The 22950-nt window shown below is 74.0% G+C and carries 17 protein-coding genes; 6 read left to right on the forward strand and 11 right to left on the reverse strand.

The annotated features are described in order from the left end of the window. Positions 1-64: 64 nt before the first annotated feature. From folD to ACI783_RS00745, 3 genes are all read right to left on the reverse strand, one after another. A complete protein-coding gene (gene folD / locus ACI783_RS00735) occupies positions 65-922 on the reverse strand; it encodes a bifunctional methylenetetrahydrofolate dehydrogenase/methenyltetrahydrofolate cyclohydrolase FolD (protein ID WP_457138659.1) in 858 nt (285 codons plus the stop codon). Beyond that, positions 922-1830: a formyltetrahydrofolate deformylase gene (gene purU, locus ACI783_RS00740; protein WP_457138660.1), complete on the reverse strand. Its 909-nt coding sequence runs from the start codon at positions 1828-1830 to the stop codon at positions 922-924. Before purU ends, folD begins: the two co-directional genes overlap by 1 nt. Positions 1831-2024: 194 nt before the next feature. Then, positions 2025-2732 carry a class I SAM-dependent methyltransferase gene (locus ACI783_RS00745; RefSeq protein WP_457138661.1) on the reverse strand — a complete coding sequence of 236 codons (708 nt, stop codon included), beginning with the start codon at positions 2730-2732 and terminating at the stop codon, positions 2025-2027. A 177-nt stretch (positions 2733-2909) separates the two neighbouring features. Here ACI783_RS00745 and ACI783_RS00750 point away from each other — a divergent pair, with 177 nt between their 5' ends. After that, positions 2910-4079, forward strand: a complete 1170-nt coding sequence (locus tag ACI783_RS00750) for a Na/Pi symporter (RefSeq protein ID WP_457138662.1) — start codon at positions 2910-2912, stop codon at positions 4077-4079. A 460-nt stretch (positions 4080-4539) separates the two neighbouring features. Beyond that, positions 4540-6633 carry a DEAD/DEAH box helicase gene (locus ACI783_RS00755; RefSeq protein WP_457138663.1) on the forward strand — a complete coding sequence of 698 codons (2094 nt, stop codon included), beginning with the start codon at positions 4540-4542 and terminating at the stop codon, positions 6631-6633. Between the two features lie 429 nt (positions 6634-7062). Here ACI783_RS00755 and ACI783_RS00760 read toward each other — a convergent pair whose 3' ends face one another. Together ACI783_RS00760 and ACI783_RS00765 are read right to left on the reverse strand one after the other, a co-directional pair. Further along, the gene (locus ACI783_RS00760; protein ID WP_457076956.1) at positions 7063-7266 is read right to left on the reverse strand and encodes a cold-shock protein; all 204 of its coding nucleotides are present in this window, start codon (positions 7264-7266) and stop codon (positions 7063-7065) included. A gap of 1117 nt (positions 7267-8383) precedes the next feature. Next, positions 8384-8998, reverse strand: coding sequence for a nitroreductase family protein (locus ACI783_RS00765; RefSeq protein ID WP_457138664.1), 615 nt, complete (start codon positions 8996-8998; stop codon positions 8384-8386). A 219-nt stretch (positions 8999-9217) separates the two neighbouring features. On the opposite strand from ACI783_RS00765, the gene ACI783_RS00770 reads away from it, so the two are divergent. The 3 genes from ACI783_RS00770 to ACI783_RS00780 all read left to right on the forward strand — a co-directional run bounded on the left by ACI783_RS00770 (position 9218) and on the right by ACI783_RS00780 (position 14516). Further along, positions 9218-10777 (forward strand): phospholipase D-like domain-containing protein, encoded by a 1560-nt coding sequence (locus tag ACI783_RS00770; protein WP_457138665.1) that lies wholly within the window; start codon positions 9218-9220, stop codon positions 10775-10777. 148 nt (positions 10778-10925) lie between these two features. Continuing rightward, complete coding sequence (gene ggt, locus ACI783_RS00775) at positions 10926-12773, forward strand: gamma-glutamyltransferase (protein ID WP_457138666.1); 1848 nt, start codon at positions 10926-10928, stop codon at positions 12771-12773. A gap of 156 nt (positions 12774-12929) precedes the next feature. After that, positions 12930-14516, forward strand: coding sequence for a sodium:solute symporter family transporter (locus tag ACI783_RS00780; protein WP_457138667.1), 1587 nt, complete (start codon positions 12930-12932; stop codon positions 14514-14516). Between the two features lie 72 nt (positions 14517-14588). On the opposite strand, the gene ACI783_RS00785 is transcribed toward ACI783_RS00780, so the two are convergent. Then, positions 14589-15305, reverse strand: coding sequence for a spermidine synthase (locus tag ACI783_RS00785; protein ID WP_457138668.1), 717 nt, complete (start codon positions 15303-15305; stop codon positions 14589-14591). A 248-nt stretch (positions 15306-15553) separates the two neighbouring features. Between ACI783_RS00785 and ACI783_RS00790 the strand changes: the two genes are divergently transcribed. Continuing rightward, a complete protein-coding gene (locus tag ACI783_RS00790; protein WP_457138669.1) occupies positions 15554-17026 on the forward strand; it encodes an FAD-dependent oxidoreductase in 1473 nt (490 codons plus the stop codon). Between the two features lie 19 nt (positions 17027-17045). Here ACI783_RS00790 and ACI783_RS00795 read toward each other — a convergent pair whose 3' ends face one another. The 5 genes from ACI783_RS00795 to ACI783_RS00815 all read right to left on the reverse strand — a co-directional run bounded on the left by ACI783_RS00795 (position 17046) and on the right by ACI783_RS00815 (position 22902). Further along, positions 17046-17834, reverse strand: coding sequence for a CmcJ/NvfI family oxidoreductase (locus ACI783_RS00795; RefSeq protein WP_457138670.1), 789 nt, complete (start codon positions 17832-17834; stop codon positions 17046-17048). A 123-nt stretch (positions 17835-17957) separates the two neighbouring features. Beyond that, complete coding sequence (locus tag ACI783_RS00800) at positions 17958-18983, reverse strand: 2Fe-2S iron-sulfur cluster-binding protein (protein WP_457138671.1); 1026 nt, start codon at positions 18981-18983, stop codon at positions 17958-17960. Continuing rightward, positions 18968-20149, reverse strand: a complete 1182-nt coding sequence (locus tag ACI783_RS00805; RefSeq protein WP_457138672.1) for a sugar ABC transporter substrate-binding protein — start codon at positions 20147-20149, stop codon at positions 18968-18970. The genes ACI783_RS00800 and ACI783_RS00805 overlap by 16 nt, the downstream gene beginning before the upstream one ends. 45 nt (positions 20150-20194) lie before the next feature. Next, positions 20195-21271, reverse strand: a complete 1077-nt coding sequence (locus tag ACI783_RS00810; protein ID WP_457138673.1) for an ABC transporter permease — start codon at positions 21269-21271, stop codon at positions 20195-20197. Continuing rightward, on the reverse strand, positions 21268-22902 hold the full coding sequence (locus ACI783_RS00815; RefSeq protein WP_457138674.1) for a sugar ABC transporter ATP-binding protein: 1635 nt from the start codon (positions 22900-22902) through the stop codon (positions 21268-21270). The genes ACI783_RS00810 and ACI783_RS00815 overlap by 4 nt, the downstream gene beginning before the upstream one ends. Between the last annotated feature and the right edge of the window lie 48 nt (positions 22903-22950).

Genomic DNA, 22950 nt, shown 5'->3' on the forward strand with positions numbered 1-22950 from the left:
CCGCTGCGGCCGGGTGCGGCAGCCGCGGACGGGTCAAATGTCGCGCGGGTGGGCACGACCGGGCTCAGCCGGTCTCGACCTGGGCGCGGGCGGCCAGCAGCGTGTTCTGCAGCAGCATCGCGATGGTCATCGGGCCGACGCCGCCGGGCACCGGGGTGATCAGCGAGGCTCGCGCCGCGGCGGCCTCGGTGTCCACGTCACCGACCAGGCCGGAGTCGGTCCGGTGGATGCCGACGTCGACCACGACGGCGCCGTCCTTGACCCAGTCGCCCTGCACCAGCCCGGCCTTGCCGGCGGCGGCGACGATGACGTCGGCGCGGCGGCAGACCTCGGCGAGGTCACGGGTACGCGAGTGGCAGACGGTCACCGTGGCGTTGCGCTGCAGCAGCAGCTGGGCGACCGGCTTGCCCACCAGCTCGGAGCGGCCGATGACCACGGCCTCGGCACCCTCGAGCGGCACGTCGTGGGCGTCGAGCAGCTCGATCACCCCGGACGGCGTGCAGGGGCGCAGGCCCGGACGCCCCTGGGCCAGCAGGCCCGCGCTGAGCGTGGTCAGCCCGTCGACGTCCTTCTCGGCGGGGATCAGCTGGATCAGCGGGCCGGCGTCCAGTCCGCGGGGGAGGGGCAGCTGGAGCAGGATGCCGGAGACGTCGGGGTCGGCGGCCAGCTCGGTGAGGACCGCGGCCACCTCCTCCTGGGTCGCCGTCGCCGGGAGGAGCCGGTGGTGGTCGGTCATCCCGGCCGCGACGCACTGCTTGCGCTTGCTGGCCACGTAGACCGCCGACGCCGGGTCCTCGCCGACCAGCACCGTGGCCAGGCCCGGTGCGCGCCCGGTGCGCGCGGTGAACTCGGCGACCTCGGCCGCCGTCCGCTCGCGCACCCGCGCGGCCAGTGCCTTCCCGTCCATCAGGGTGGCGGCCATCAGAGCACCACGGTCGCGTTGCCGTGCCGGAACACCCGGTCCTCGACGTGCCAGGCGACGGCGCGGGCGAGCACGGAGCGCTCGACGTCGGCGCCGCGGCGCTGCAGCTCCGCCGAGGTCTGCGCGTGCGACACCCGGGTGACGTCCTGCTCGATGATCGGCCCCTCGTCGAGGTCCTGGGTGGCGTAGTGCGCCGTCGCGCCGATCAGCTTCACGCCGCGGGACTTCGCCTGCACGTACGGGTTGGCGCCCATGAACGCCGGCAGGAACGAGTGGTGGATGTTGATCACCGGGCAGCCGACGTTCTCGAGGAAGGTGCTGCTCAGGATCTGCATGTACCGAGCCATCACGACCAGGTCGACGTTGCCGCGCAGCACGTCCAGCTGGCGGGCCTCGGCCTCGGCCTTGGTGTCCTTGGTGACCGGGATGTGGATGAACGGGACGCCGAAGGCGCGCACCTCGTCGGCGAGGTCCGGGTGGTTGCTCACCACCATGATCGGGTTCATCGCCAGCTCGCCCCGGCCCACCCGCCACAGCAGGTCCAGCAGGCAGTGGTCGTAGCGGGAGACCATGATGCCCACCCGCTTCGGCTCGTCGGCCCGGGTGAGCGACCAGTCCAGCTCGAACTGGGCCGCGACCTGGGCGAACTCCGCCTCGAGGCGCTCCTGCTGCGCCGACAGCCCCTCGAGGTGGAAGACGGTGCGCTGGAAGAACCGGCCGCCCTCCGGGTCGGTGGAGTACTGGCCGAGCTCGATGATGTTGGCCCCGTGCTCGGCCAGGAAGGTCGAGACCGCGGCGACGACGCCGGGGCGGTCGTGGCACTGCACCAGCAGGCGGCCGACGTCCCGGGTTCCGGGCATCGGGGACGCTGCCGCACGCGGGGCGCCGAGGGTGACCATCTGACTCATGGGGGAGGCTCCTGGCAGGGGTCGCTGGGACGGCGGTGGGCGACCGGGATCGACCGGCCACCTCTCTCAGTGCACGGTAGGAATGAGCTGCGTCACTCCGGATCGCGCGGATGACGGGAACGGGGCGCGCACTCGTCGCGGGCGCCCCGAGACAAGTGACGTAGCCGGTGGACGACGTGGTCGGTGAGCGGCGGTCACGCCGCGACCGCGGTGACGAACGTGCAGACGCCCTCGCCGTCGGCCGCGCGGTGCCGGAGCCCGATGACCCGGAGGGCGGCGATCTCGACCCGGTGGGCCAGCTGCCGGAGCCCGCGGTACTCGGTGCTGCCGGCCGTGGTCACCTCGATCCGGTCGAAGCCGGCCTGGCGCACGTGCTCGGTGAGCATCCAGTCGGGCAGGATCGTGATGTGCCCGGGCTGGTAGTAGTGCCTCGGGCCGAAGATGTACGGGGCGCCACGGAGGAACATCTTCAGCCGTGAGTGCGGGTGCGTCACGTTCGGGGTGCTGACCAGCAGCCGGTCGCCGACCCGCAGCAGGGACCGGATCGACCGGAGCACCTGGCGCGGGTTCTCCACGTGCTCCAGGGTCTCCACGCAGACCACCATGTCGAAGGGGCCGCGGGTCTCCTCGGTCCACTCCGGGTGGTCCAGGTCCAGGCGGTGGATCCACTCGTGCGGCGGGTCCAGGTCGGTCGGTACCACGTCGAAGCCGGCGTCGCGGAGCCGGAGGGCCAGCGCCCCGGACCCGGCGCCCACCTCGAGGATCCGGCCACCCTCGGGGAGGGCCGCGCGGACCAGCGTCACCGCGTACTCGTGCACGCCGGGCGCTGCGTGCACCGACAGGCCGCGGTAGGACCGCGTGCTGGCCGTCCGCTGGATCGTCTGCCGCGCGCCTGGCGTCACGAGCGCAGGCTCCCACGCCGGGGACGGTCGTGCCCGGCGAAGGAGCCGGGCGTCCCGGGCCGACCCCCCGGCGGGTTCGGCCCGGGGGTCGACATCCGCAGTTCGTCCCGACGTCATGCCGGCGTCGCCCGGGCCGGTAACCCCAGGGGCGTCGAGCACCGATCCAGGGGGGCCGCCGTGACCGACCGGCAGGACGACGCGACGACGGACGACACCGCACCGACGCAGCGGATGAGCCGGGGGCAGGTGGCAGGCCGCGCGGTCCTCGCACTCCTCCTGCTCTACCTGTTCCTGGTCGGGGTGGGGGTGGTCGAGGACGGGATCGCCCAGATGGGCGAGGGGTTCAACGACGCGGTGCTGGCGGGGGTGGGCCATCCCCTGTCCGGGCTCTTCGCCGGCGTGCTGGCGACCATCCTGGTGCAGTCCTCGTCGGTGTCCACCTCGGCGATCGTGGGCATGGTGGCCGCCGGCGTCATCCCGGTGGAGCTCGCCGTCCCGATGGTCATGGGCGCCAACATCGGCACCACCGTGACCAACACCGTGGTCACCCTGGTGAGCATGCAGCGGCGGGGCGAGTTCCGGCAGGTCGTCGCGGCCGCGACCATGCACGACATGTTCAACATCCTGGCGGTGCTGGTGCTGCTGCCGCTGGAGCTGCTCACCGGCTTCCTGTCGTCCACGGCCCGCTGGCTCGGTGGCCTGGTCGGTGACGCCGGCGTCTCCGGGGTGGAGTTGCAGAGCCCTCTCGCCCTCGCGACGGACCCGGCCAACGCCGCGGTGGAGACGGTCCTGGGCGCGATGGTCCCGGCCGGTGCCTTCCTCGGCACCGTCATGCTCGTGCTGGGGATCGCGGCGCTCTACGTGACGATCAGGTACATCAGCAAGAACATGCGCTCGGTGGTCAGCGGGCCGCTGCAGGAGAAGGCCAACCGCTCGGTCGGCAAGGCCGGCGGCCTGGTGGGCATCGGGGTGGGCACGGTCGCGGCGATCCTCGTCGTGAGCTCCTCGATCGTCACCGTCACGCTGCTGCCCCTGGTCGCCGCGGGCGTGCTGACGGTCCGCAACGCGTACCCGATCACCATCGGCGCCAACCTCGGCACGACGGCCACCGCGCTGCTCGCCGCGCTGGCGACCGGTCAGCCAGAGGGCCTGGTCATCGCGCTGGTGCACGTGCTGTTCAACGTCACCGCGGTCGTCCTCGTCTACCCGGTGCCGCAGATCCGCTACCTCCCGGTGCGGGTGGCCGAGGCCTTCGGCGCCTTCGCTGCGCGCCAGCGGTGGGCCATGCCGGCGTATGCCGGCGGGGTGTTCATCGCCCTGCCGGTCGCCGGGGTGGCCCTCGGCTGATCCAGGCGCGGCCCCTTCCTCCGGCCGGCGTGGTCCGGGTGGACAGGCCGTCAGCGCGGCCCGCCCGGCGCGCGCTGCCCCGCGAGCCGGCAGGCGGTAGCCTCGGAGGAGCACCGATCGCGCGGCACGTGCCGCGTGTCTCGCGACGACGTCCTGCGTGCGGATGTCGGCCCGATCGTCGACGGGCGGCTCCGGGTCCTCCTTCGAGGGCCGGGCGTCAGGCGCCGCGGCGTCGATCCCTCGCCGGATCCCCCCCCCCCGGGCCGGGTCATGGCTCGGGATGGTCACCGGAGGCCGCCTCCGGGAACGACCGTCGTCCGGTCGCGGGACGGTGCGCGGCACCGTGCCGTGGGCCACTCGGCCCGCGGCACCCAGAGGAGGAGTCTTGGGCCGATCAGGCCAGCGCTCGACGGGCCAGCGACGTGCGGCCCCGCGGAACCAGCGACGCGTCCCCGGGGACGTGGTCACGCTGCTGTCCCGCACCGTCCGATCGGTGGAGGCCGCCGTCCAGGCGGGCCGCGTCACCCCCGCGGTGCGCACCAAGTTCCAGGTCGTCGCGCTGATGGTGCGCGAGGAGCACGCCCGGGTGCGGGCGGACGAGACGCTGAGCTCCGCCGCCCGGTCCGACCAGCTCAAGCGGATCGACGGGATCGGCACGATCCTGGCCAAGACCGCGGTGCGCGACCCCGGCCTGCTCGCCCTGCTGGCCGACGACGCCGTCGTCACCGGGGCCGCCCGGTCGCTGCAGCAGGAGATGCTCCGGTCGGTGGGGATCGAGCCGGAGCCCGAGCCGGAGCCCGAGCCCGAGCCGGCCGCCACGCCGGCCGCGGCTCCCGAGCACCGGGTGGTGCCGCAGTCGGTCATCTCCCGGCAGCTGGCCAACCCCTTCCTCGCTCCCGACTTCTCGGCCGCACCGCCGCCCGTCGCCCGGCCGCGCCGGCTGGCCGGCTGGGAGCTGATCGGCCCGCTGCTCAACTCCTTCGAGCGCGCCGGCGGCGGCGACGCGGCCTGCATGCCGCTGCCCGCTCCGTCCGCCCGGCCGCTGTCCGGGGGCGCCGAGCTGATGCCGCACCAGGCGCAGCTGGTCGCCGCCGCGGCCGCCGGGCACCGCACCTTCCTGCTCGCCGACGAGCCCGGCCTGGGCAAGACGGCGCAGGCGCTGCTCGCCGCGGACGCGGCCGACGCCTACCCGCTGCTGGTGGTCGTGCCGAACGTGGTCAAGACCAACTGGGCCCGCGAGGCCGCCCGCTGGACGCCGCACCGGCGGGCCACGGTCATCCACGGCAACGGGGAGACCGTCGACGGCTTCGCCGACATCGTCGTCGTCAACTACGAGGTCCTGGACCGGCACGTGGGCTGGCTGGGGGAGTTCGGCTTCCGCGGCATGGTCGTCGACGAGGCGCACTTCATCAAGAACAAGACCTCCCAGCGCTCCCAGCACGTGCTCGAGCTCTCCGAGCGGCTCCGCACGCGCACGGTGCGGCCGCTGCTGATGGCGCTGACCGGCACACCGCTGATCAACGACATCGAGGACTTCCGGGCGATCTGGCAGTTCCTCGGCTGGATCGACGACGCCAAGCCGCTGGGCGAGCTCATGAACGCGCTCGAGGAGGTGGGCCTGACGCCGGCCGACCCCGGCTTCTACCCCGCGGCCCGCCGCTGCGTGATCGACATGGGCATCGTCCGCCGTCGCAAGGTGGAGGTCGCCGCCGACATCCCGGCCCGCCGGATCGCCGACCTGCCGGTGGAGCTGGACGGCGCGGCCGGCCGGTCGATCCGGGCGGCCGAGCGCGACCTCGCCCGCCGCATGGTGGCCCGGTACGAGACGGCGCTGGCCAACCGGCGCTCCGGTGAGCCAGTCGAGGGCATCGACGCCGACCTGGTCCGCACGGTGGCCCGCTGGGAGCTCAAGGACGCGACGTCCTCCAGCAGCGGCGACAACGTGTTCGGCATGCTCCGCCGCATCGGCCAGGCCAAGGCCGACCTCGCCGCCGACTACGCCGCACAGCTCGCGCGCAGCGCCGGCAAGGTGGTCTTCTTCGCCAAGCACGTCGACGTGATGGACGCCGCCGAGCAGGTGTTCACCAAGCAGGGGGTGCGGTTCTCCTCCATCCGCGGGGACCAGACGCCCGGCGTGCGGCAGCGCAACGTCGACGCCTTCGTCAACGACCCGGACGTCGCGGTCGCCGTCTGCTCGCTGACCGCGGCCGGGGTGGGGCTGAACCTGCAGGTGGCGTCCAACGTGGTGCTGGCGGAGCTCTCGTGGACCGACGCCGAGCAGACGCAGGCGATCGACCGCAGCCACCGCATCGGGCAGACCGAGCCGGTCACCGCCTGGCGGATCATCGCCGCGCAGACCATCGACGCGCGGATCGCCGAGCTGATCGACAGCAAGGCGGGGCTGGCCGCCCGGGCGCTCGACGGCTCCGACGAGGAGGTGCAGTCGTCGGCGGACGTGCAGCTGGAGGCGCTGGTCGCGCTGCTGACCGACGCGCTGGCGGCTCGGCCGGCGCCCGTGGCGCCCCTGCCGTTGCCGGAGCCCGCCGGGGACTGACCCACCGGCGGTGGGCGCCGCTCACCGCCGGTGGGGCGTGCTCACCAGCGCAGCGGCTCCACCGATCGTGAGTGGGCGGTGCGGCAGGCCCGGCAGTTGCCCCAGGTGACCAGCTGGAAGGGCGTGGTGGGCCGGCCGCACTCGGGGCAGGGGACGACGTCGCCGGCCTGGGCGCGCGCCTCGTCGCGTTCGCGGGCGCGCTGCTCGTGGACGGCGGCGTCGCCGCGGCAGGTGCACCCGAGGTGGGCGTCGGCGCAGCGTGACCGGGGAGTGGCGATGAGGTGCCTCCTGAGTGGGCGGGGCTCGGTCGATCCGTTCGGTGGGCCCGCTGGACGGCGTCGGCCGGTCCAGCGCTGCCCGGCGGGACGTGCACCGGGCCCGGGAACGGACGAGGCCCCGGCGCGGAACGCCGGGGCCTCGTCACATCGCTCAGATCGGGCGGACGTTCTCCGCCTGCGGGCCCTTCTGGCCCTGCGTGACGTCGAACTCGACGCGCTGCGCCTCGTCCAGCGACTTGTAGCCGCTACCGCTGATCGCCGAGTAGTGGCAGAACACGTCGGGGCCGCCACCGTCCTGCTCGATGAAGCCGAAGCCCTTCTCGCTGTTGAACCACTTCACGGTGCCCTGGGTCATGTCGTCCTCGTCCCGGTGGGGGGTTGTCCGGTGCGACAGTCGTCGGACCGGGACCGCCGTACCGACCGGCAGGACCGAGAAGGAACGTCAGGCAGAGACGACTGCGGACGTCCGGGAACGAAGCAGAGGCACAACGGCGATCACCGTGGACTGTACGGCCTCTGCGGCCGACCGTGGTCTGCGGCGCGGATCGAGGAGGTCGTCATCCCCGGTGGGGCATCGGCAGGACCGGCGGGATACGGGCGCCCGCACCGTGGGCGGTGGGCCGTCGCGAGCGCGTCGGCCACCCATCGCGGGTGGTGGCGGCAGCACCCGGCGGGAACCCCCCAGGGCCCCGTCGAGCGGGCGGTCGTCCACCTGGCGCACCATCAGCCGCGTGCCGACCGGTGCAGGCCGCAGAGCCACCGGTGCACCGGTGCACCGGCCCCACGCTGCCCCCGTCGACCACCCCGCGCCCAGGACGGGCGGATGACGGTGCTCCTGGCCATCGGGGTCCTCACGCCGACGCGCCCCCGCAAGGCGAGGCCAGGAGCGGTCCCTCGACCGTTCGGCGGCGAGGCTGTTCCTGCTGGGCGTCGCGATCACCCTGGTCGAGCTGACCACGGCCCTGCCCTACCTCGCGGCCGTGGGCCTCATCTCGAGCAGCGGCCTGCCCGCGTCCGCGTGGGTGCCGGTGCTCGTCCTGTACGGGGTCGTGGTCGTCCTGCCGCCGCTGGCCATCGCGGTGCTGGTGCCACCGGGGGCCACGCTTCCGGGAGTGGACCGAGCGCAACGCCGAGCGGCTGCGCAACGGCGGTCGCGGCCTGGTCCTGACGGTGGTCTTCCTCGTGGGCCTGTTCCTGACCGCAGACGCGGCCTACTGTTTCGACTTCTTGGGGCTCGTCGACGTCGGGCAGCCGCACCCGGCCCGATGAGCCGTCACCCGCCTGCGCACGCCGAGCGGGGGCCGGGGCCGGGTGTCACCGACGGGGTGCGCCGCCCTCGTACACCACGGTGGTGGCGCGGGGGCGCCGGAGCGGGAGGCAACGGTCCGCTTGGAGGACCGGCGCGTCGAGGTGAGGCGGGCGCGCGCGGAGGAACCCGGGCCGGCGGCCGCCATGCCCCGGTGCTCCTGGCCTCAGGCCATGTCGTCGGCCATGTCGTCGGCCAGCTCCGCGGGGAGCGGCAGCAGCAAGGACTCGACCGGCAGCCGCTCCCGCGGGGCACGCTCCCGGGCCGCGAGCGCCTCGGGCAGTTCGGCCGCGTCGTCGCGGCGGCCGACGGTGAGGACGACGAGCGGCTCGACGGTGCCCGGCAGCTGGAGCAGCGCGGCGACCCGGTCGCGGTCGAAGCCGCCGAGCTGGTGGACCACGAGGCCCTCGTGCTGGGCCTGCACGTTCAGGTGCGCGACCGCCTGGCCGGTGTCGTAGGCCGCCCACGGGCGGGGGCGGCCGTCCGTCCCGACGGTCTCGGCCGCCACGACGACCAGCACGGACGCCGCGTGCGCCCACAGCTGGTTGCCCGGGGCCAGGGCGTCGCGCACGGCCGCGAAACCGGCGGTGCCCCGGCGGGTCACCGCGAACCGCCACGGCTGGGTGTTGCTCGCGCTCGGCGCCCAGCGGGCGGCCTCCAGCAGTGCGGCCAGCTGGTCGTCGCCGAGCTCGTGGCCGGCGTCCAGCCCGCGGGGGCTCCACCGCTCGGCGAGGAGGGGGTGCAGGGGAACGGCGGTCACTGCGCTCTTGCTGACGGTCATGCCACGCGCAGCGTCGGTCGCCGGCGCGGCCATTCCGTCACCTCGATCACGCCCGCCCGCTGCGGGCTGGCGGGGGGGCGATGGCGTCCGACGACCACCGGCCCTGGAGTTCCCCTCGCCCGGAGTGAGTCCCGCCCGAGCCGGCCGCCGGAGGGCGCGTCCGACGCGCCGATCCGGTCCCGTGATCGGGACGGCCGCGTCGGCGGGCACACTGCGGGGGTGACGGACCCCGGCCAGAGCACGACCGAGCCCGGCACCGGTCCCGGGCAGTCCGCGGTGCACGGCGACGGCGCGACGGAGCAGGGCGCCCCGATGCTGATCCCCGGCGAGACCTGCTGGCGGATCGACCGGGCCACCCGGTTCGCGGTCTTCGTCGACGCGGCCGGCTACTTCGCCACCCTGAAGCACGCGGTGCTGCGCGCGGAGCGGCGGGTCCTGTTCATCGGCTGGGACTTCGACCCGCGCATCCGGCTCGACCCGGTCGACGGCGGCCGGCCCGAGGAGGACCGGCTCGGGGACGTCCTCGAGGGGGCGGTGCGCGCCAACCCCGACCTGGAGATCAAGGTCCTGCAGTGGGACCTGGGCATGCTGCGCGCGCTCGGCCGCGGGCTGCAGCCGATCGTCCTCCTCGACCGGCGCGCGCCCGACCGGCTCACCCTCGCCGTCGACACCCACCACCCGGTCGGGGGCGCGCACCACCAGAAGATCGTGGTGATCGACGACTGCCTGGCGTTCGCCGGCGGCATCGACGTCACCGCCGACCGCTGGGACACCTCCGACCACGCGGACGTCAACCCGCACCGGCGTCGTCCGGCCCCCGGTCGCGGCGACGGCCGGCCGACCGGGCCGTGGCACGACGCGACCAGCATGATGACCGGGCCCGCCGCGCGGGCGGTCGCCGAGCTCGCCCGCGAGCGGTGGCGGAGCGGTACCGGGGAGCGGCTCGAGCCGCTGGCCGAGGAGCGGGACTGCTGGCCCGCCGAGATCGAGCCGCTGTTCACCGACGTCGACGTCGCGGTCTCCCGCACCCGGCCGGAGCACGGCGGCACCGAGCTGGTGCACGAGATCGAGCTGCTGTGGCTGGCGACGATCGCCGCGGCACGCCGGACGGTCTACGTGGAGAGCCAGTACTTCGCCAACCTGCGGATCGCCGAGGCGATCGCGGCGCGGCTGCGGGAGCCCGACGGCCCGGAGTTCGTGGTGGTCAACCCCCGGGTGGCCGATGGCTGGCTCTCGGAGAAGGCGATGGGGACCGCGCGGGCCCGGGCCCTGCAGCTGCTGGACGACGCCGACGTGCACGACCGGTTCCGGCTCTACACGCCGGTCACCGAGCAGCGCCAGGACATCTACGTGCACGCCAAGGTGACCGTCGTCGACGACCGGTTGTTGCGCCTGGGGTCCAGCAACCTGAACAACCGGTCGATGGGGCTGGACACCGAGTGCGACCTGGCGATCGAGGCGGTGGCGGGTGAGCCGGGAGCCGAGGAGGTGGCCGCCACCATCACCGGTTTCCGGGACCGGCTGCTCGCTGAGCACCTGGGGTGCCACCCGGACGAGGTGGCGGCCGCGATCGCCGACACCGGCTCGCTGGTGCGCGGCGTCGAACGGCTGCGCCGGCCGACCGGCCGGTCGCTGGTGCCCTTCGAGCCACCCGAGCTCGGTCCGGCCGACCGGTCGCTCGCCGAGACCCAGGTGCTGGACCCGGAGAAGACGCCGAACCGGTGGCGCCGGGTCGAACGCTTCTTCGCCCGCCGCCGGACGCCGCACGTGCGCGCCTGACCCGGCCCGGCCGGCGACGGTCGAGGCAACCGCGGGCTCGGTTCGTGGCGGGTCGCCGCGGACACGCCGAGGCGCGCCCCTCCGTGGTTGCCCGGGTCGGGCCGCGGGTGTCCAGTGGGGTCACCCGCTGGCGACCCGAGGAGCTCCCATGCCACGACGACGGCCCACCCTCCTGGCCCTCACCGGGCTCACCGCCGGGCTGGTCCTCGGCGGCCCCCTCGGGCCGGCGGCTGCTGACCCGGTGCCGGACCGGCAGCCGCTGGCGGTCGGCACCGGCGGCGCCGTCGCCACCGTGGACCCGGACGCGACCCGCGTCGGCCTGGAGGTGCTGGCCGACGGCGGCAACGCAGCCGACGCCGCGGTCGCCGCGGCAGCCGCACTCGGGGTGACCGAGCCGTACTCGGCCGGGGTCGGCGGCGGCGGGTTCTTCGTCTACTACGACGCCGCCAGCCGCACGGTCTCCACGATCGACGGCCGGGAGACCGCGCCGCTCGCGATGGGGGCCGGCGCCTTCCTCGATGAGGAGGGGGCGCCGCTGCCCTTCGCGGAGGCGGTGCAGAGCGGGCTGTCGGTCGGGACCCCCGGTACGCCGCTGACCTGGGCTCGCGCGCTGGAGCAGTTCGGCACGCTCTCGCTGGGCGAGGCGCTGGCGGGTGGCACCAGGCTGGCCCGGGAGGGCTTCGTCGTCGACGAGACCTTCCGGCAGCAGACCGCGGAGAACCAGGAGAAGTTCGCCCGGTTCGCCGCCTCCGCCGAGCTCTTCCTCCCCGGCGGTGCGCCCCCGGAGGTCGGCTCGGTGTTCCGCAACCCCGGGCTGGCGGGCACCTACGAGCTGCTGGCCACCGAGGGCGTGGACGCGTTCTACACCGGCGAGCTGGCAGGAGAGGTCGTGCGCACCGCGCAGGACCCGCCGGAGGCGGACGGCGCCGCCGAGGTGCGGGCCGGGCTGCTCGCCGAGGAGGACCTGGCGCGGTACGACGCCCCACGGCGCGAGCCGACCCGGACCGACTACCGCGGCCTGGAGGTGTACGGCATGGCGCCGCCCTCCAGCGGCGGGTCGACGGTGGGGGAGGCGCTCAACGTCCTGGACCTGTTCCGGCTCGGCTCCCTGCCCGACGCCCCGGTGCTGCACACCTACCTGGAGGCCAGCGCGCTGGCCTTCGCCGACCGGAACGCCTACGTCGGCGACCCCGCCTACAACCAGGTGCCGCTGGCCGGGCTGCTGGACCCGGGCTTCGCCGCCGAGCGGGCCTGCGCCGTCGACCCTGGGCGGGCGTCGACCAAGCCCGTCCCAGCCGGCGCCCCCGACGGCGAGTACGGACCGTGCCCCGCCGAGGACACCGCCGCCGGTGCGAGCGGGGAGGAGGGGCCGAGCACCACGCACCTGACCGTCGGTGACGCGGCCGGCAACATCGCCAGCTACACGCTGACCATCGAGCAGACCGGCGGCAGCGGGATCACCGTGCCCGGCCGGGGCTTCCTGCTGAACAACGAGCTCACCGACTTCACCTTCGCCGCCGCCGACCCGACCGTGCCCGAGCCGAACCTGCCAGCGCCCGGCAAGCGCCCGCGCAGCAGCATGGCGCCGACGATCGTGCTGCACGACGGGCAGCCGGTGCTGGCCCTGGGCTCGCCGGGTGGCAGCACGATCATCACCACGGTGCTGCAGACGCTGGTCAACCGGATCGACCGGAACATGGACCTCGCCGAGGCGATCGCCGCCCCCCGCGCCACCCAGCGCAACACGGAGTCGGTCGTGGCCGAACCGGCGTTCCTCGCGGCCCACGGGGAGCACCTGCTGGCGCTCGGGCACACGTTCACCGAGACCCCGGAGATCGGCGCGGCGACCGGGATCGAGTTCCTGCCCGGCGGGCTGCTGCTCGCGGCCGCGGAGTCCGAGCGGCGGGGCGGCGGGAGCGCCGGCGTGGTGCACGACGTGCCGGATCACCCCGGGGCAGGTGGCTCGCTGGCCCCGCAGCTGGGCGCGGAGCGCTAGGCCCCGGCGTCGGCCCGTGGGACGGTGTCGATCGGGGCTGTCCGCTCAACAGCCGAACCTGTTCCGGTGCGGAGCGGAACGGGGCGTTCCGAGTCGCGAGGTGGCGGCGGCTGCGCCACCGTGAGGGCGCGCAACGGAGCGTGAGGAGGAACTGGCGTGCCCGAGTTCCAGCTGGCGACCGTCGACCTCGTGGTGATCGGCGCCTACGTGGTCATGATCCTCGCGATCGGGTTCTGGGTGGCCCGCCGGACCGGGGACTCCGACGATTTCTTCCTCGCCGGACGCGGCATGGTGTGGCCGCTGGTCGGCTTCTCCCTGATCGTCACCAACTTCTCCGGCACCCAGTTCCTCGGGCTGGCCGGCGCCGGTTACGACAGCGGCATCGCGGTGTGGAACTTCGAGTGGATGGCCACGTTGGTGCTGCTGGTGTTCGCCGTGCTCATCCTGCCGATCTACCTGCAGTCCAAGATCAGCACCGTTCCCGAGTTCCTGGAGAAGCGGTACGACCGGCGCTCGCGGTACGCCTTCTCGGGCTTCACGGTGCTCACCGGGATGCTCATCGACTCCGCCGGCGGCATGTTCGCCGGCGCGCTCGTGCTCAACCTGCTGTTCCCCGACGTGCCGCTGATGGTCCACGTCATCGCGATCGCCCTGCTCGGTGGCGTGTACGTCATCCTGGGTGGGCTCCGGGCGGTGATGATCACCGACACCATCCAGGGCGTGCTGCTCTTCGTGGCGGCCGGCGTCATCTTCGTGCTGGTCTTCGGGGAGTTCGACTACCGGTGGTCGGCGATCCCCGAGCTCGCGCCGGAGGACGGCTTCACCATCGCCCCACCGCCCGACGATGACTTCCTGCCCTGGCCGGGCATCTTCACCGGCGCGATCTGGCTGGGCTTCTACGTCTGGGTCGCCAACCACGTCGTCGTCCAGCGGGTGCTCGCGGCGAAGAACCTCGACCACGGTCGCTGGGGTGCCCTGTTCGCCGGGTTCATGCAGCTGCCGCTGCTGGTGCTGCTGATCTTCCCCGGCATCCTCGCCCGGGACGTCTTCCCGGACCTGGAGAACCCCGACCTCGCCTGGCCGTCGCTGATCTTCGAGTACATCCCCATCGGCCTGCGCGGCCTCGTCGTCGCCGCGTTGCTCGCCGCCCTGATGTCCACGCTGGACTCGGTGCTCAACGGGGCCGCCAGCCTGGTCATCAACGACTTCGTCAAGACCCGAGACAAGGAGTACAGCGAGAAGCAGCTGCTCCGGATGAGCCGCATCCTGGTCGGGATCCTGATGGTCATCGCCGTGGCGTGGGCGCCGGTGATCCTGTCGTTCGACACGCTCGTCCAGTACTTCCAGTCGTTCCTCGGCTACGTGACCATGCCGCTGGTCGCGGTGCTGCTCGGCGGGATCTTCTGGAAGCGCGCCACCTCGCGGGCGGCCTTCTGGACCTTCGTGGTCGTCATCCCGCTCGGGCTGGTCGGCTTCGTGACCGGGGAGATCTTCGACCTGCACGGCGTCCAGTTCCTCTACGCGACCGGGATCATGTTCCTGCTCAGCGTTGTCAGCCTGGTCGGCATCTCGCTGGTCACCGAGCCGCGGCCGGCCGAGGAGATCGCCGGGGTGGTCTTCGACCGGAGCACGTGGCGGGAGGAGTCCGCCGAGCTCCGGGACAAGCCGTGGTACCGCAACTACCGGTACCTCGCGCTGGGCCTGGGGGTGTTCACCGTGGCCGTGGTGGTGCCGTTCATCTGAGCCGCGCGTTCCCGCCCTCACCCGAGGACGGGCACCAGCGGGGCGGTGCGAGCGCGGCGCCGCCGCCGGGGTTCAGCCGCGGGCGGTGGCCAGGTAGACCGTGTTGGTGGCCGGCCGTTCCTGCAGCGGGTTGGGGAAGCTGATCACCTGCGCGTCGACGTCGGAGAAGACCGTGGACAGCGCCGCCAGGTACGCCTCGTCGGGTGGGTCGTTCGACCACAGCGAGAAGACGCCACCGGGCCGCAGGAGCGCGGCGAGCCGCGCCGTGCCGGCGGGGCGGTAGAAGGGCGCGTTGCCCTCGTCGAGCAGGTGCCCGGGGGAGTGGTCGATGTCCACGACGACGGCGTCGAAGGTCCGCCCGGGGGCGGCCGGGTCCAGGCCGCCACCGGCGACCATCGCGAAGAAGTCGCCCTGCACCAACCGGCACCGGGGGTCATCGGCGACGACGCGCCCGACCGGCAGCAGCCCCTGCCGGTGCCAGTCGATCACCGGTTCCAGCAGATCGACCACCACGAGGTCCTGGACGCGCGGATCGGCCAGCACCGCCTCCGCGGTGTAGCCGAGCCCGAGCCCCCCGACCGCCACCTCGAGCCGGTCGCCGTCCAGCCGCGCCAGGGCCTGCCGGGCGACCTCGACCTCGGCGACCGTGAACAGCGAGGACATCAGGAACTCGTCGCCCAGCTTCACCTCGAACACGTCGGCCGCGGTCACCGGGTCCCACCGCCGCCGGAGGCTGAGCTCACCGATCGGCGTGGTGCTCCAGGCCAGCTCCTCCAGGCGCTTGCTCATCCGCTCCACGTCTCCTGCCCGCTCGTCCCTCGGCCCGCACGCTTCCTGCCGTTCCCGCGGCGGGCCGGGGGTGGTCGTCCGGAGGTCCCAGTGTCGCCTCCCGGCCCACCGGCGGGCTGGTCGGGCGGGGAGCCCGTCGCCGGGGGCCCTCGGAACCGGGCCCGTGGACGAGACGGAAGAAGGCTGGTGCCCGGTGCTCGGGTCGGCCAGGGTGGGCGGTCCGTGGCTCAGCGACGAGGCGAGGACGCATGACGGTCGACAGTGCGCAGGACGAGCACGGCGACGCGGGCGAGTACCACCCCGGCCGGCCGGAGGGCTATTCGACCGACGGCGCGCTGCGCCCGGAGGAACCAGCGGCCGAGGCGGGGCTGGGCACGGTGCACGAGTCGGCCCGGGACACCCCGGTGTACGCCGAGACCGACGTCCTCGTCGTCGGCGGCGGACCCGCGGGCTGCTCCGCCGCGATCGCCGCTCGCCGGGCCGGGGCCCGGGTCACCCTGGTCGAGCGGTACAACCACCTCGGCGGGCTCTCCACCGGTGGGCTGGTGATCTGGATCGATCGGATGACCGACTGGACGGGCTTCCCGGTGATCTCCGGGTTCGCCGCCGAGATCCTCGACCGGCTCCCCGCCGACGCGGTCGCCGGGGCGCCGCGGGAGCTGTGGGGCTCGACCGACCCGGAACACGTGGCGCACTGGCAGGAACGGCTCGGCGCGGCCCGCCAGACGGTGACCTGGTCCCCGATGATCGACCCCGAGTGGCTGAAGGCGGTCTCGGCCGAGCTGGTGCACACCGAGGGCGTCACGCTGGTGCTGCACTCGTGGGTGGTCGGGACGATCCGCGAGGGCCGGACCGTCCGGGGCGTGCTGTTCGAGAGCAAGGAGGGCCGGCGCGCGATCACCGCGAAGGTCGTCATCGACGCCACCGGCGACCTGGACGTCTGCGCCGGCGCCGGGGTGCCGTTCGAGTCCGACGTCGACCGCGACGAGAGCCCCGTCGCGCACTGCCTGAACACCAGCTGGCTGTGGGCGGGCGTCGACTTCGGCCGCTGGCTCGAGTTCCGCCGGACCGACCCCCGCGGGCACACCGCGCTGATGGCCTCGGCGCGCGAGACGCTGGGCTACGTCGAGCGTCCCTTCGTCGGCTGGCGGGACGACGTGGCGGTGTTCCTCGGGCCCCGGCTGTCCGGCTACAGCGGGTTGGCGGTCGCCGACCTCACCGCGGTCGAGCTCGAGTCGAGACGGCGGATGCTGGCCCACCTGGAGTTCTTCCGGGCGCACGCGCCGGGCTTCGAGCGCGCCTGGCTGATGCTGTCCGCGCCGCAGCTCGGCATCCGGCACACCCGCCGGCTGGTCGGGCTGCACCGGATGAGCCGGGCGGAGTGGATGGACGGCGTCGTGCACCCGGACGAGGTCGGCGTCTCCCCGTCGCCGTCGCAGAAGTACGCCAACATCTCGGTGCCCTACGGCGCGCTCGTCGCCCGGGACCTGGACAACGTCCTCGCCGCCGGCCGCCACGTCGCGAGCGACCCGGCCACGCAGGCGTTCATGCGGGAGATCCCGCAGTGCTGGATGACCGGGCAGGCCGCCGGCGTCGCCGCCGGCCTGGCCGTCGCATCGGGCACGACCGCCGCAGCGGTCGACGTCGGCCTGGTGCAGCGCGAGCTGCTTCGGCAGGGTGCACACCTGCGGCCGGCTCCCTCGCCCGCCGTGGCGGGGTGACCCCCGCCGGCCCCCGGGCTCAGCGGAAGTAGGCGAAGGTGCGGAGCTCGATGCTGTGCCTGGGCGCGGCCCCCTGGACGGTGGGGTCCGCGAACGCGGAGTGGGGTGCCGCCCAGGCGACGCCGTGGTCGGTGTCGCCCAGCTTGATCAGCAGCACCTCGTCCCGGGTCATCCCGGGGAAGTACCACCACGCCTGCGCGGGGTCCTGGCGGGTCTTCCAGCTGCTGCCCACCGGCTTCAGGTGGTCGACCCGGCCGAACGGGTCGTCGGGCAGCTCGTCGACGAAGTACGTGCTGACCGGCGCGCCGTCGTCCGCGGAGACCGAGCGGACGTCGCAGAGCGCCAGTGGCCAGTCCTGGGGTGGCGGGCTGAACACCCGCCAGGTGCTGGTGACGACCGCCCGCCGGAACCCGGGACCGTCGGGGAAGTGCCGTGCATGGGCCCGGGTGACCATGCCCGGGACGTGGTCGGGGGCGTAGTCGACGTGCACCCCGCTGGCCGGCGGCTGCGCGCCGTGCTCGGCCGGGGCGACCGAGCGGCGCAGCTCCCAGCCCCGCGAGAGGACCTGGTCGGCGCCCAGCTGCTCCTGCACGAACCGGCAGACCTCGGGGACGTAGACGGATTCCAGCTCTCCGTCACCGGGCCCGACCCTCCGTCCGGGGCCTCCGAACGGCCACCTGGTCGAACCGTAGCGCGGTGTCCGGTGGGTCAGCCGGAGCCGGAGCCGGCACCGTCGACCGGTGCCGGCGGGGCGGGGAGGAAGCCGAACCGGTGACGAACCGGCAGACCGGGCACGAGGTGCGGCCATCGTGCGCGCACGCCTCCCTCTCCAGGCGTCGCTCCAGCGACGCCACGAGGTGGCGCACCCACTGGTCGTGCCACCAGGTCCAGCGGAGGTGCCCGGCTGCCGGACCACAGCCACGGCGGGGCCTCACGCGTCGAGGTCCACGGTGACCGACCGGCTCACCGGGCGGGTCCGGCAGGTGAGCACGGCACCGGCCGCCACGTCGGTGGCGCTGAGGTGGTGGTTGGTCACCATCTCGACCTCGCCGTCCACGACGCGCGCTCGGCAGATCCCGCACATGCCGCCCAGGCAGGAGAACGGCACGTCGGCGCCGGTGCCGCGCGCCGCGTCCAGCAGCCAGGTGGACCGCGGGACGGTCGTGCTGACCGCCGCGCCGCCGGTCAGCACCTGCACCGTGCTCGTCCCGCCGACGGGCGCCACCGCGGTCGGCGCGACGTCGAACAGCTCGGTGTGCACCCGCCGGTGCGGCACCCCGAGCGAGGCAAGGATCGGGCGCAGCGTGCCGACCAACGCTTCGGGCCCGCACAACCACACCCCCGTCATCCGGGACAGCGGACCCTCGGCCGCGAGCAGCCGTCGCCAGTCGTCGGACGACGGGCGGGTGGCGCCCGGCGTCCGGGTCCAGATCCTGGTGACGGAGAGGCGCCCGGGGTTCGACTCGGCCAGCCGGTCGACCTCCTCGCCGAACATCCGGCTCGACGGGCCGCGGTCGACCTGCACCAGCCGGGTCCTGGCCCGCGGGTCGCGCAGGCGGGTCGCGATGATCGACAGGACCGGCGTGATGCCCGCCCCGGCGGCCACGAGGAGCGCCTCGCCGGACGGGGCTCCCGCGCCGAAGGCACCGGCGGGTTCGCTGACCTCGACCAGGTCACCCGCGGCCACCCGGCGCACCAGCCAGGAGGAGACCCGCCCGCCGCCCGGGCGCTCCCGCACCCCGATGCGGAGGGGCCCGCCGGCTGGCGCGCACACCGAGTAGGCCCGGCGCAGCTCCTGTCCACCGAGCCTCGTCCGCACGGCGACCCACTGGCCGGCCGAGAAGGTGAACCGGTCCCGGACGGCAGCCGCCACCTCGAAGGTGACGGCTGCCGCATCCGGCCCCAGTCGCTCCACGCGGGCGACCGGCAGGGGGTGGAAGATCAGGAGAGGCCCCACAGCTGCCGGTACACGTCGCTGTAGGTGTCCCCGCCCCACAGCGACTCGTCGTCGAAGCTCGCCTGGCTCACCTCCACCGAGTCGATGTTCGAGGAGTCGAACGCCCGGCTTGGGCCGGTGGAGCTCTCCAGCGGCTCGGCGCCGGTGAGCATCCGCAGCACCTGGTCGGTGACCGCCCAGCCCGCCCAGCGGTCGCTGCCGAGGGCGTCGTAGGCCTGCTGCCCGGAGGCGACCCGCTCCAGCGACGCGATGTCCCCGATGGCGCTCACCACCTTCACGTCACCGCCGGTGGGCGCGTTCTGCAGGCCCTGCAGGACGTAGCTGACGTTGGCATCGAACTCCGAGACGACGTAGTCGATGTCGGGGTCCTGCAGCAGGGCGGTGCTGACCTGGGTGCCGAGCTGCGACAGCTGGGACGCCGTCGTGGTGATCACCGTCGTGGTGCAGGCGGGGCACACCTCCTCGAACCGGGGGAGGAGCCCCTCGTCGATGTAGGCCCGCTGCTGCGGGCTGTCCACCTGCGCGACGACGAGCACGTCGGCCTCGCCACCGGAGTCGACGGTCACCCAGTCGGCCATGTCGGTGATGATCTGGTCCCCACCGGTGGCGAGGTAGGCCAGCTCCGCGGTCCCGGGAGCGGCTTCCTGCCCGCTGACCAGGATCGAGATGCCGGCCTCCTGGAGCTGCGCGACACCCTGCGCGGCGAGACCGATCGGGACCTGCTCGAGCACGACGACGTCGACCTCCTGGGCGAGGGCCTGGTTGATGCAGGCCGCCACGCCGGCCGGGTTGAACTTGCCGTCGCAGGCGCTGGCCTCCATGCCGACCTCGCCGGTGGCCTCCTGCACCGCCGCGAAGACCGACTGGAACGCCGGGATCTGCAGGGAGATGGGGATGTAGAGCAGCTTCTTGCCGGCCACCTGGTCGACGCCCTCGAGTGCGGGCCCTGGGGCGGTGAACGGCTCCGGGACGGCGAGGTTGGCCTCCACCGTCGCGAGGGCGTCGCTGTTCACGTCCGCGGTGGCATCGCGGCCCGGGTCGTTACCGGCCGGCGCGGCGGCCGACTCGTCCGACGACGAGCAGGCGGCCGCCAGCAGCAGCGTCCCGGCGCAGGCTAGGGCGGTGATGCCTCGGACCACGGCGTTGTGGCGAGGAGGTGTCGACATGGACGTCCCTTTCGGAGGAGGTGCGGACGGAGGTGGGGAGGAGCGTCAGAACCGGGACCGGCGTCGGCGCAGCAGCGTCGACACGGTCACCGCGACGACGAGCGAGCCGCCGAAGAACACGTCGCTGATCCAGCCGGTGAGGCCGAGCAGCTGCAGCCCGACGATCCCGGTGGCCAGGAAGAACACCGCGATCCAGGTGCCCAGCGGGTTGAACCGACCGGGGAAGAGGATCGCCGTGCCGAGGAAGGTGGCGGCCAGCGCCGGGAGCAGCTGGATGCCGGAGCTGGTCGGGTCGAAGCCGCCGATGTTGGCGGCCAGCAGCACCCCGGCGAGCCCGGCGACCGTGCCGGAGAAGGTGAAGGCCCCGAACCGCATCCGGTTGACCCGGATGCCGGCCAGCCGGGCGACCTCGCGGTTGGCGCCGACGAAGGCCATGTGCCGGCCCAGCGGGGTGACGTGCAGGACGTAGGCAAAGGCCAGGGTGAGGGCCACGCCGTACCAGAAGAACAGCGGCATGCCCAGGAACCGGTTGGTGACGATCTCGCCGAAGGACACCGGGAGCCCGGTGACCGTGCTCATGCCGGAGATCCACAGCGCCACGCCCTGCAGGGCGGTGGCCACGCCGAGCGTGGTGATGATCGGGTCGACGCCGAGGACGACGACGATGACGCCGTTGAGCGCACCGGCGAGGGCGCCCAGGAGCAGCGCGAAGGCCACCGCGGCGGGCAGGCTCCAGCCCTGCTGGGCGTACATCACGGTCACCGTCACGCCGGTCATGCCCATCACGCCGGCGACGGAGAAGTCGAACTCCCCGACGCAGAACGGGGCGAGCACGGCCATGCAGAGGAAGACCAGCTGGCCGTTCGCGCCGAAGATGATGTTGAACGTGCCCTCACGGAGGAACAGGTCGGGGTTGACCAGCGCGAATACCGCGGCCATGGCGGCCCACAGCAGCACCACGGCCCAGCGCCGGAGGAGGTCACCGCCGGACAGCCGGCGCCCCGCCCGTGCCGGCCGGCCGGCCGGGGCCGGGGCACCGGGGGCCGAGCCGGGGAGCGCGGTGGCCACGTCGCCGGGGCGGTCGGTGCCGGAACGGTCGGCTGCGGAGACGGACGTGCTCATGCGGACTGCCCTTCGGTGATGATCGAGGAGGTCGAGGTCGAGGTCGAGGTCGTGGCTGTCGGCGTCGCGGGACTCGGGGACTCGGCGCGGAAGACGGCGTCGAGGACCTGGTCGGCGGTCAGCGGTGCCCGTAGCTCGCCGGTCACCGCCCCGCCGTCCAGAACGAGGACGCGGTCGCAGACGGTGGTGAGGTCCTCGTTGTCGATGGAGGAGACGAGGACCGCCGCGCCGGCGGCGGCGGCCTCGCGGATGCTGCGCAGGATGTCCCGGCGGGCGCCGACGTCGACGGCCTGCGTGGGCTCGTGCAGCACCAGCACGCTGGGTCCGGCGACCAGCCACTTGCCGAGCAGCAGCTTCTGCTGGTTGCCCCCGCTCAGCGCAGCGACCGGGAGGTCGCCCTGCGGCGGCGTGATGCCCAGCCGCTCGACCACCCAGGCGAACTCGTCGCGCTGCCAGTCGGTGGTCACCCGCCAGGGCCCGCTGCGGGCCCGCACCCGGGGCAGGCACAGGTTGTCCTGCGCGCTCATCGTCACGGCGAGGCCCTGCTGCGCCCGGCCCTGCGGGACCAGGGCCATCCCCGCGTCGAGCAGCGCCCGGGGGCCGGCGCCGGCCAGGTCGACCTGCTCGTCGCCCACCCGGACGGCTCCCCGGCCGGGGCTGACCCCCGCCAGCACGTAGGGCAGCTCGTCGTGCCCGGCCCCGGTCGTGCCGGTCACCCCCACGACCTCGCCGGCGTGCACGATCAGGTCCAGCCCGTGCAGGGTCGGCGACGTCACGCTGCGCAGCTCCAGCACCGGGGCACCGGGGCGGGTGGGGACGGTGTCGTGCAGGGCCTGCGTGTCGGCGTCGGCGCCGAGCATCAGCCGGGTGATCTCCCGGCGGCTGGTCTGCGCGGTCGGGATCCCGGCCGCCGCGACCCGCCCGTCCTTGAGCACCGTGACCCGGTCGGTGAGGGCGACGACCTCGTCGAGCTGGTGGCTGACCAGCAGGACGGCGCACCCGGCGGCCGCGAGCTCCCGGACCGTCGCGTAGAAGCCGATGAGCACCTCACGGGGCAGGGACTGGGTGGCCTCGTCGAACACCAGCACACCGCCGTCGCCGCTGTTCTGCAGCGCGCGGGCGATGGCCACCAGGGCCCGGTCGGCGGGCGGCAGCGTGGACACCAGCGCGTGCGGGTCGATGTCGGAGCGCAGCCGGGACAGCGATGCGGTGACGGCCCGCGCCTCCAGGTCGCGGCGCACCCGCCGGGAGAACCGGCCCCGCCGGTAGCGGCCCACCCGGACGTTGTCCAGCACGGTCTGGCTCTCGACCAACCCCAGGTCCTGGTGCACGAAGGCGACGCCGAGGGCGTCGAGCTGCGCCACGCTCAGTGGCAGCGGGTGGCTCTCCCCGCCGCTGACGACGGAGCCGGCGTCGGCCCGGTGCAGCCCGGAGAGCACCTTGATCAGCGTCGACTTGCCCGAGCCGTTCTGGCCGACCAGGCCGTGCACCTCGCCGGGGTGCAGCGTGAGGCTCACGTCGTCGAGCACCCGGGCCGGGCCGAAGTGCTTGGACACCGAGACCAGTGCCAGCGTCGGCTCGGTCGCCGGCGTGGCGGGCGCGGGGCTGCGGTGGACGGGTGCGGACGACATCGTGGGCACCTGCGACCTCCATTCGGTAGGGGCGGCGGTTCCGGGGTG

It is taken from the genome of Modestobacter sp. SYSU DS0511, from assembly GCF_054050755.1.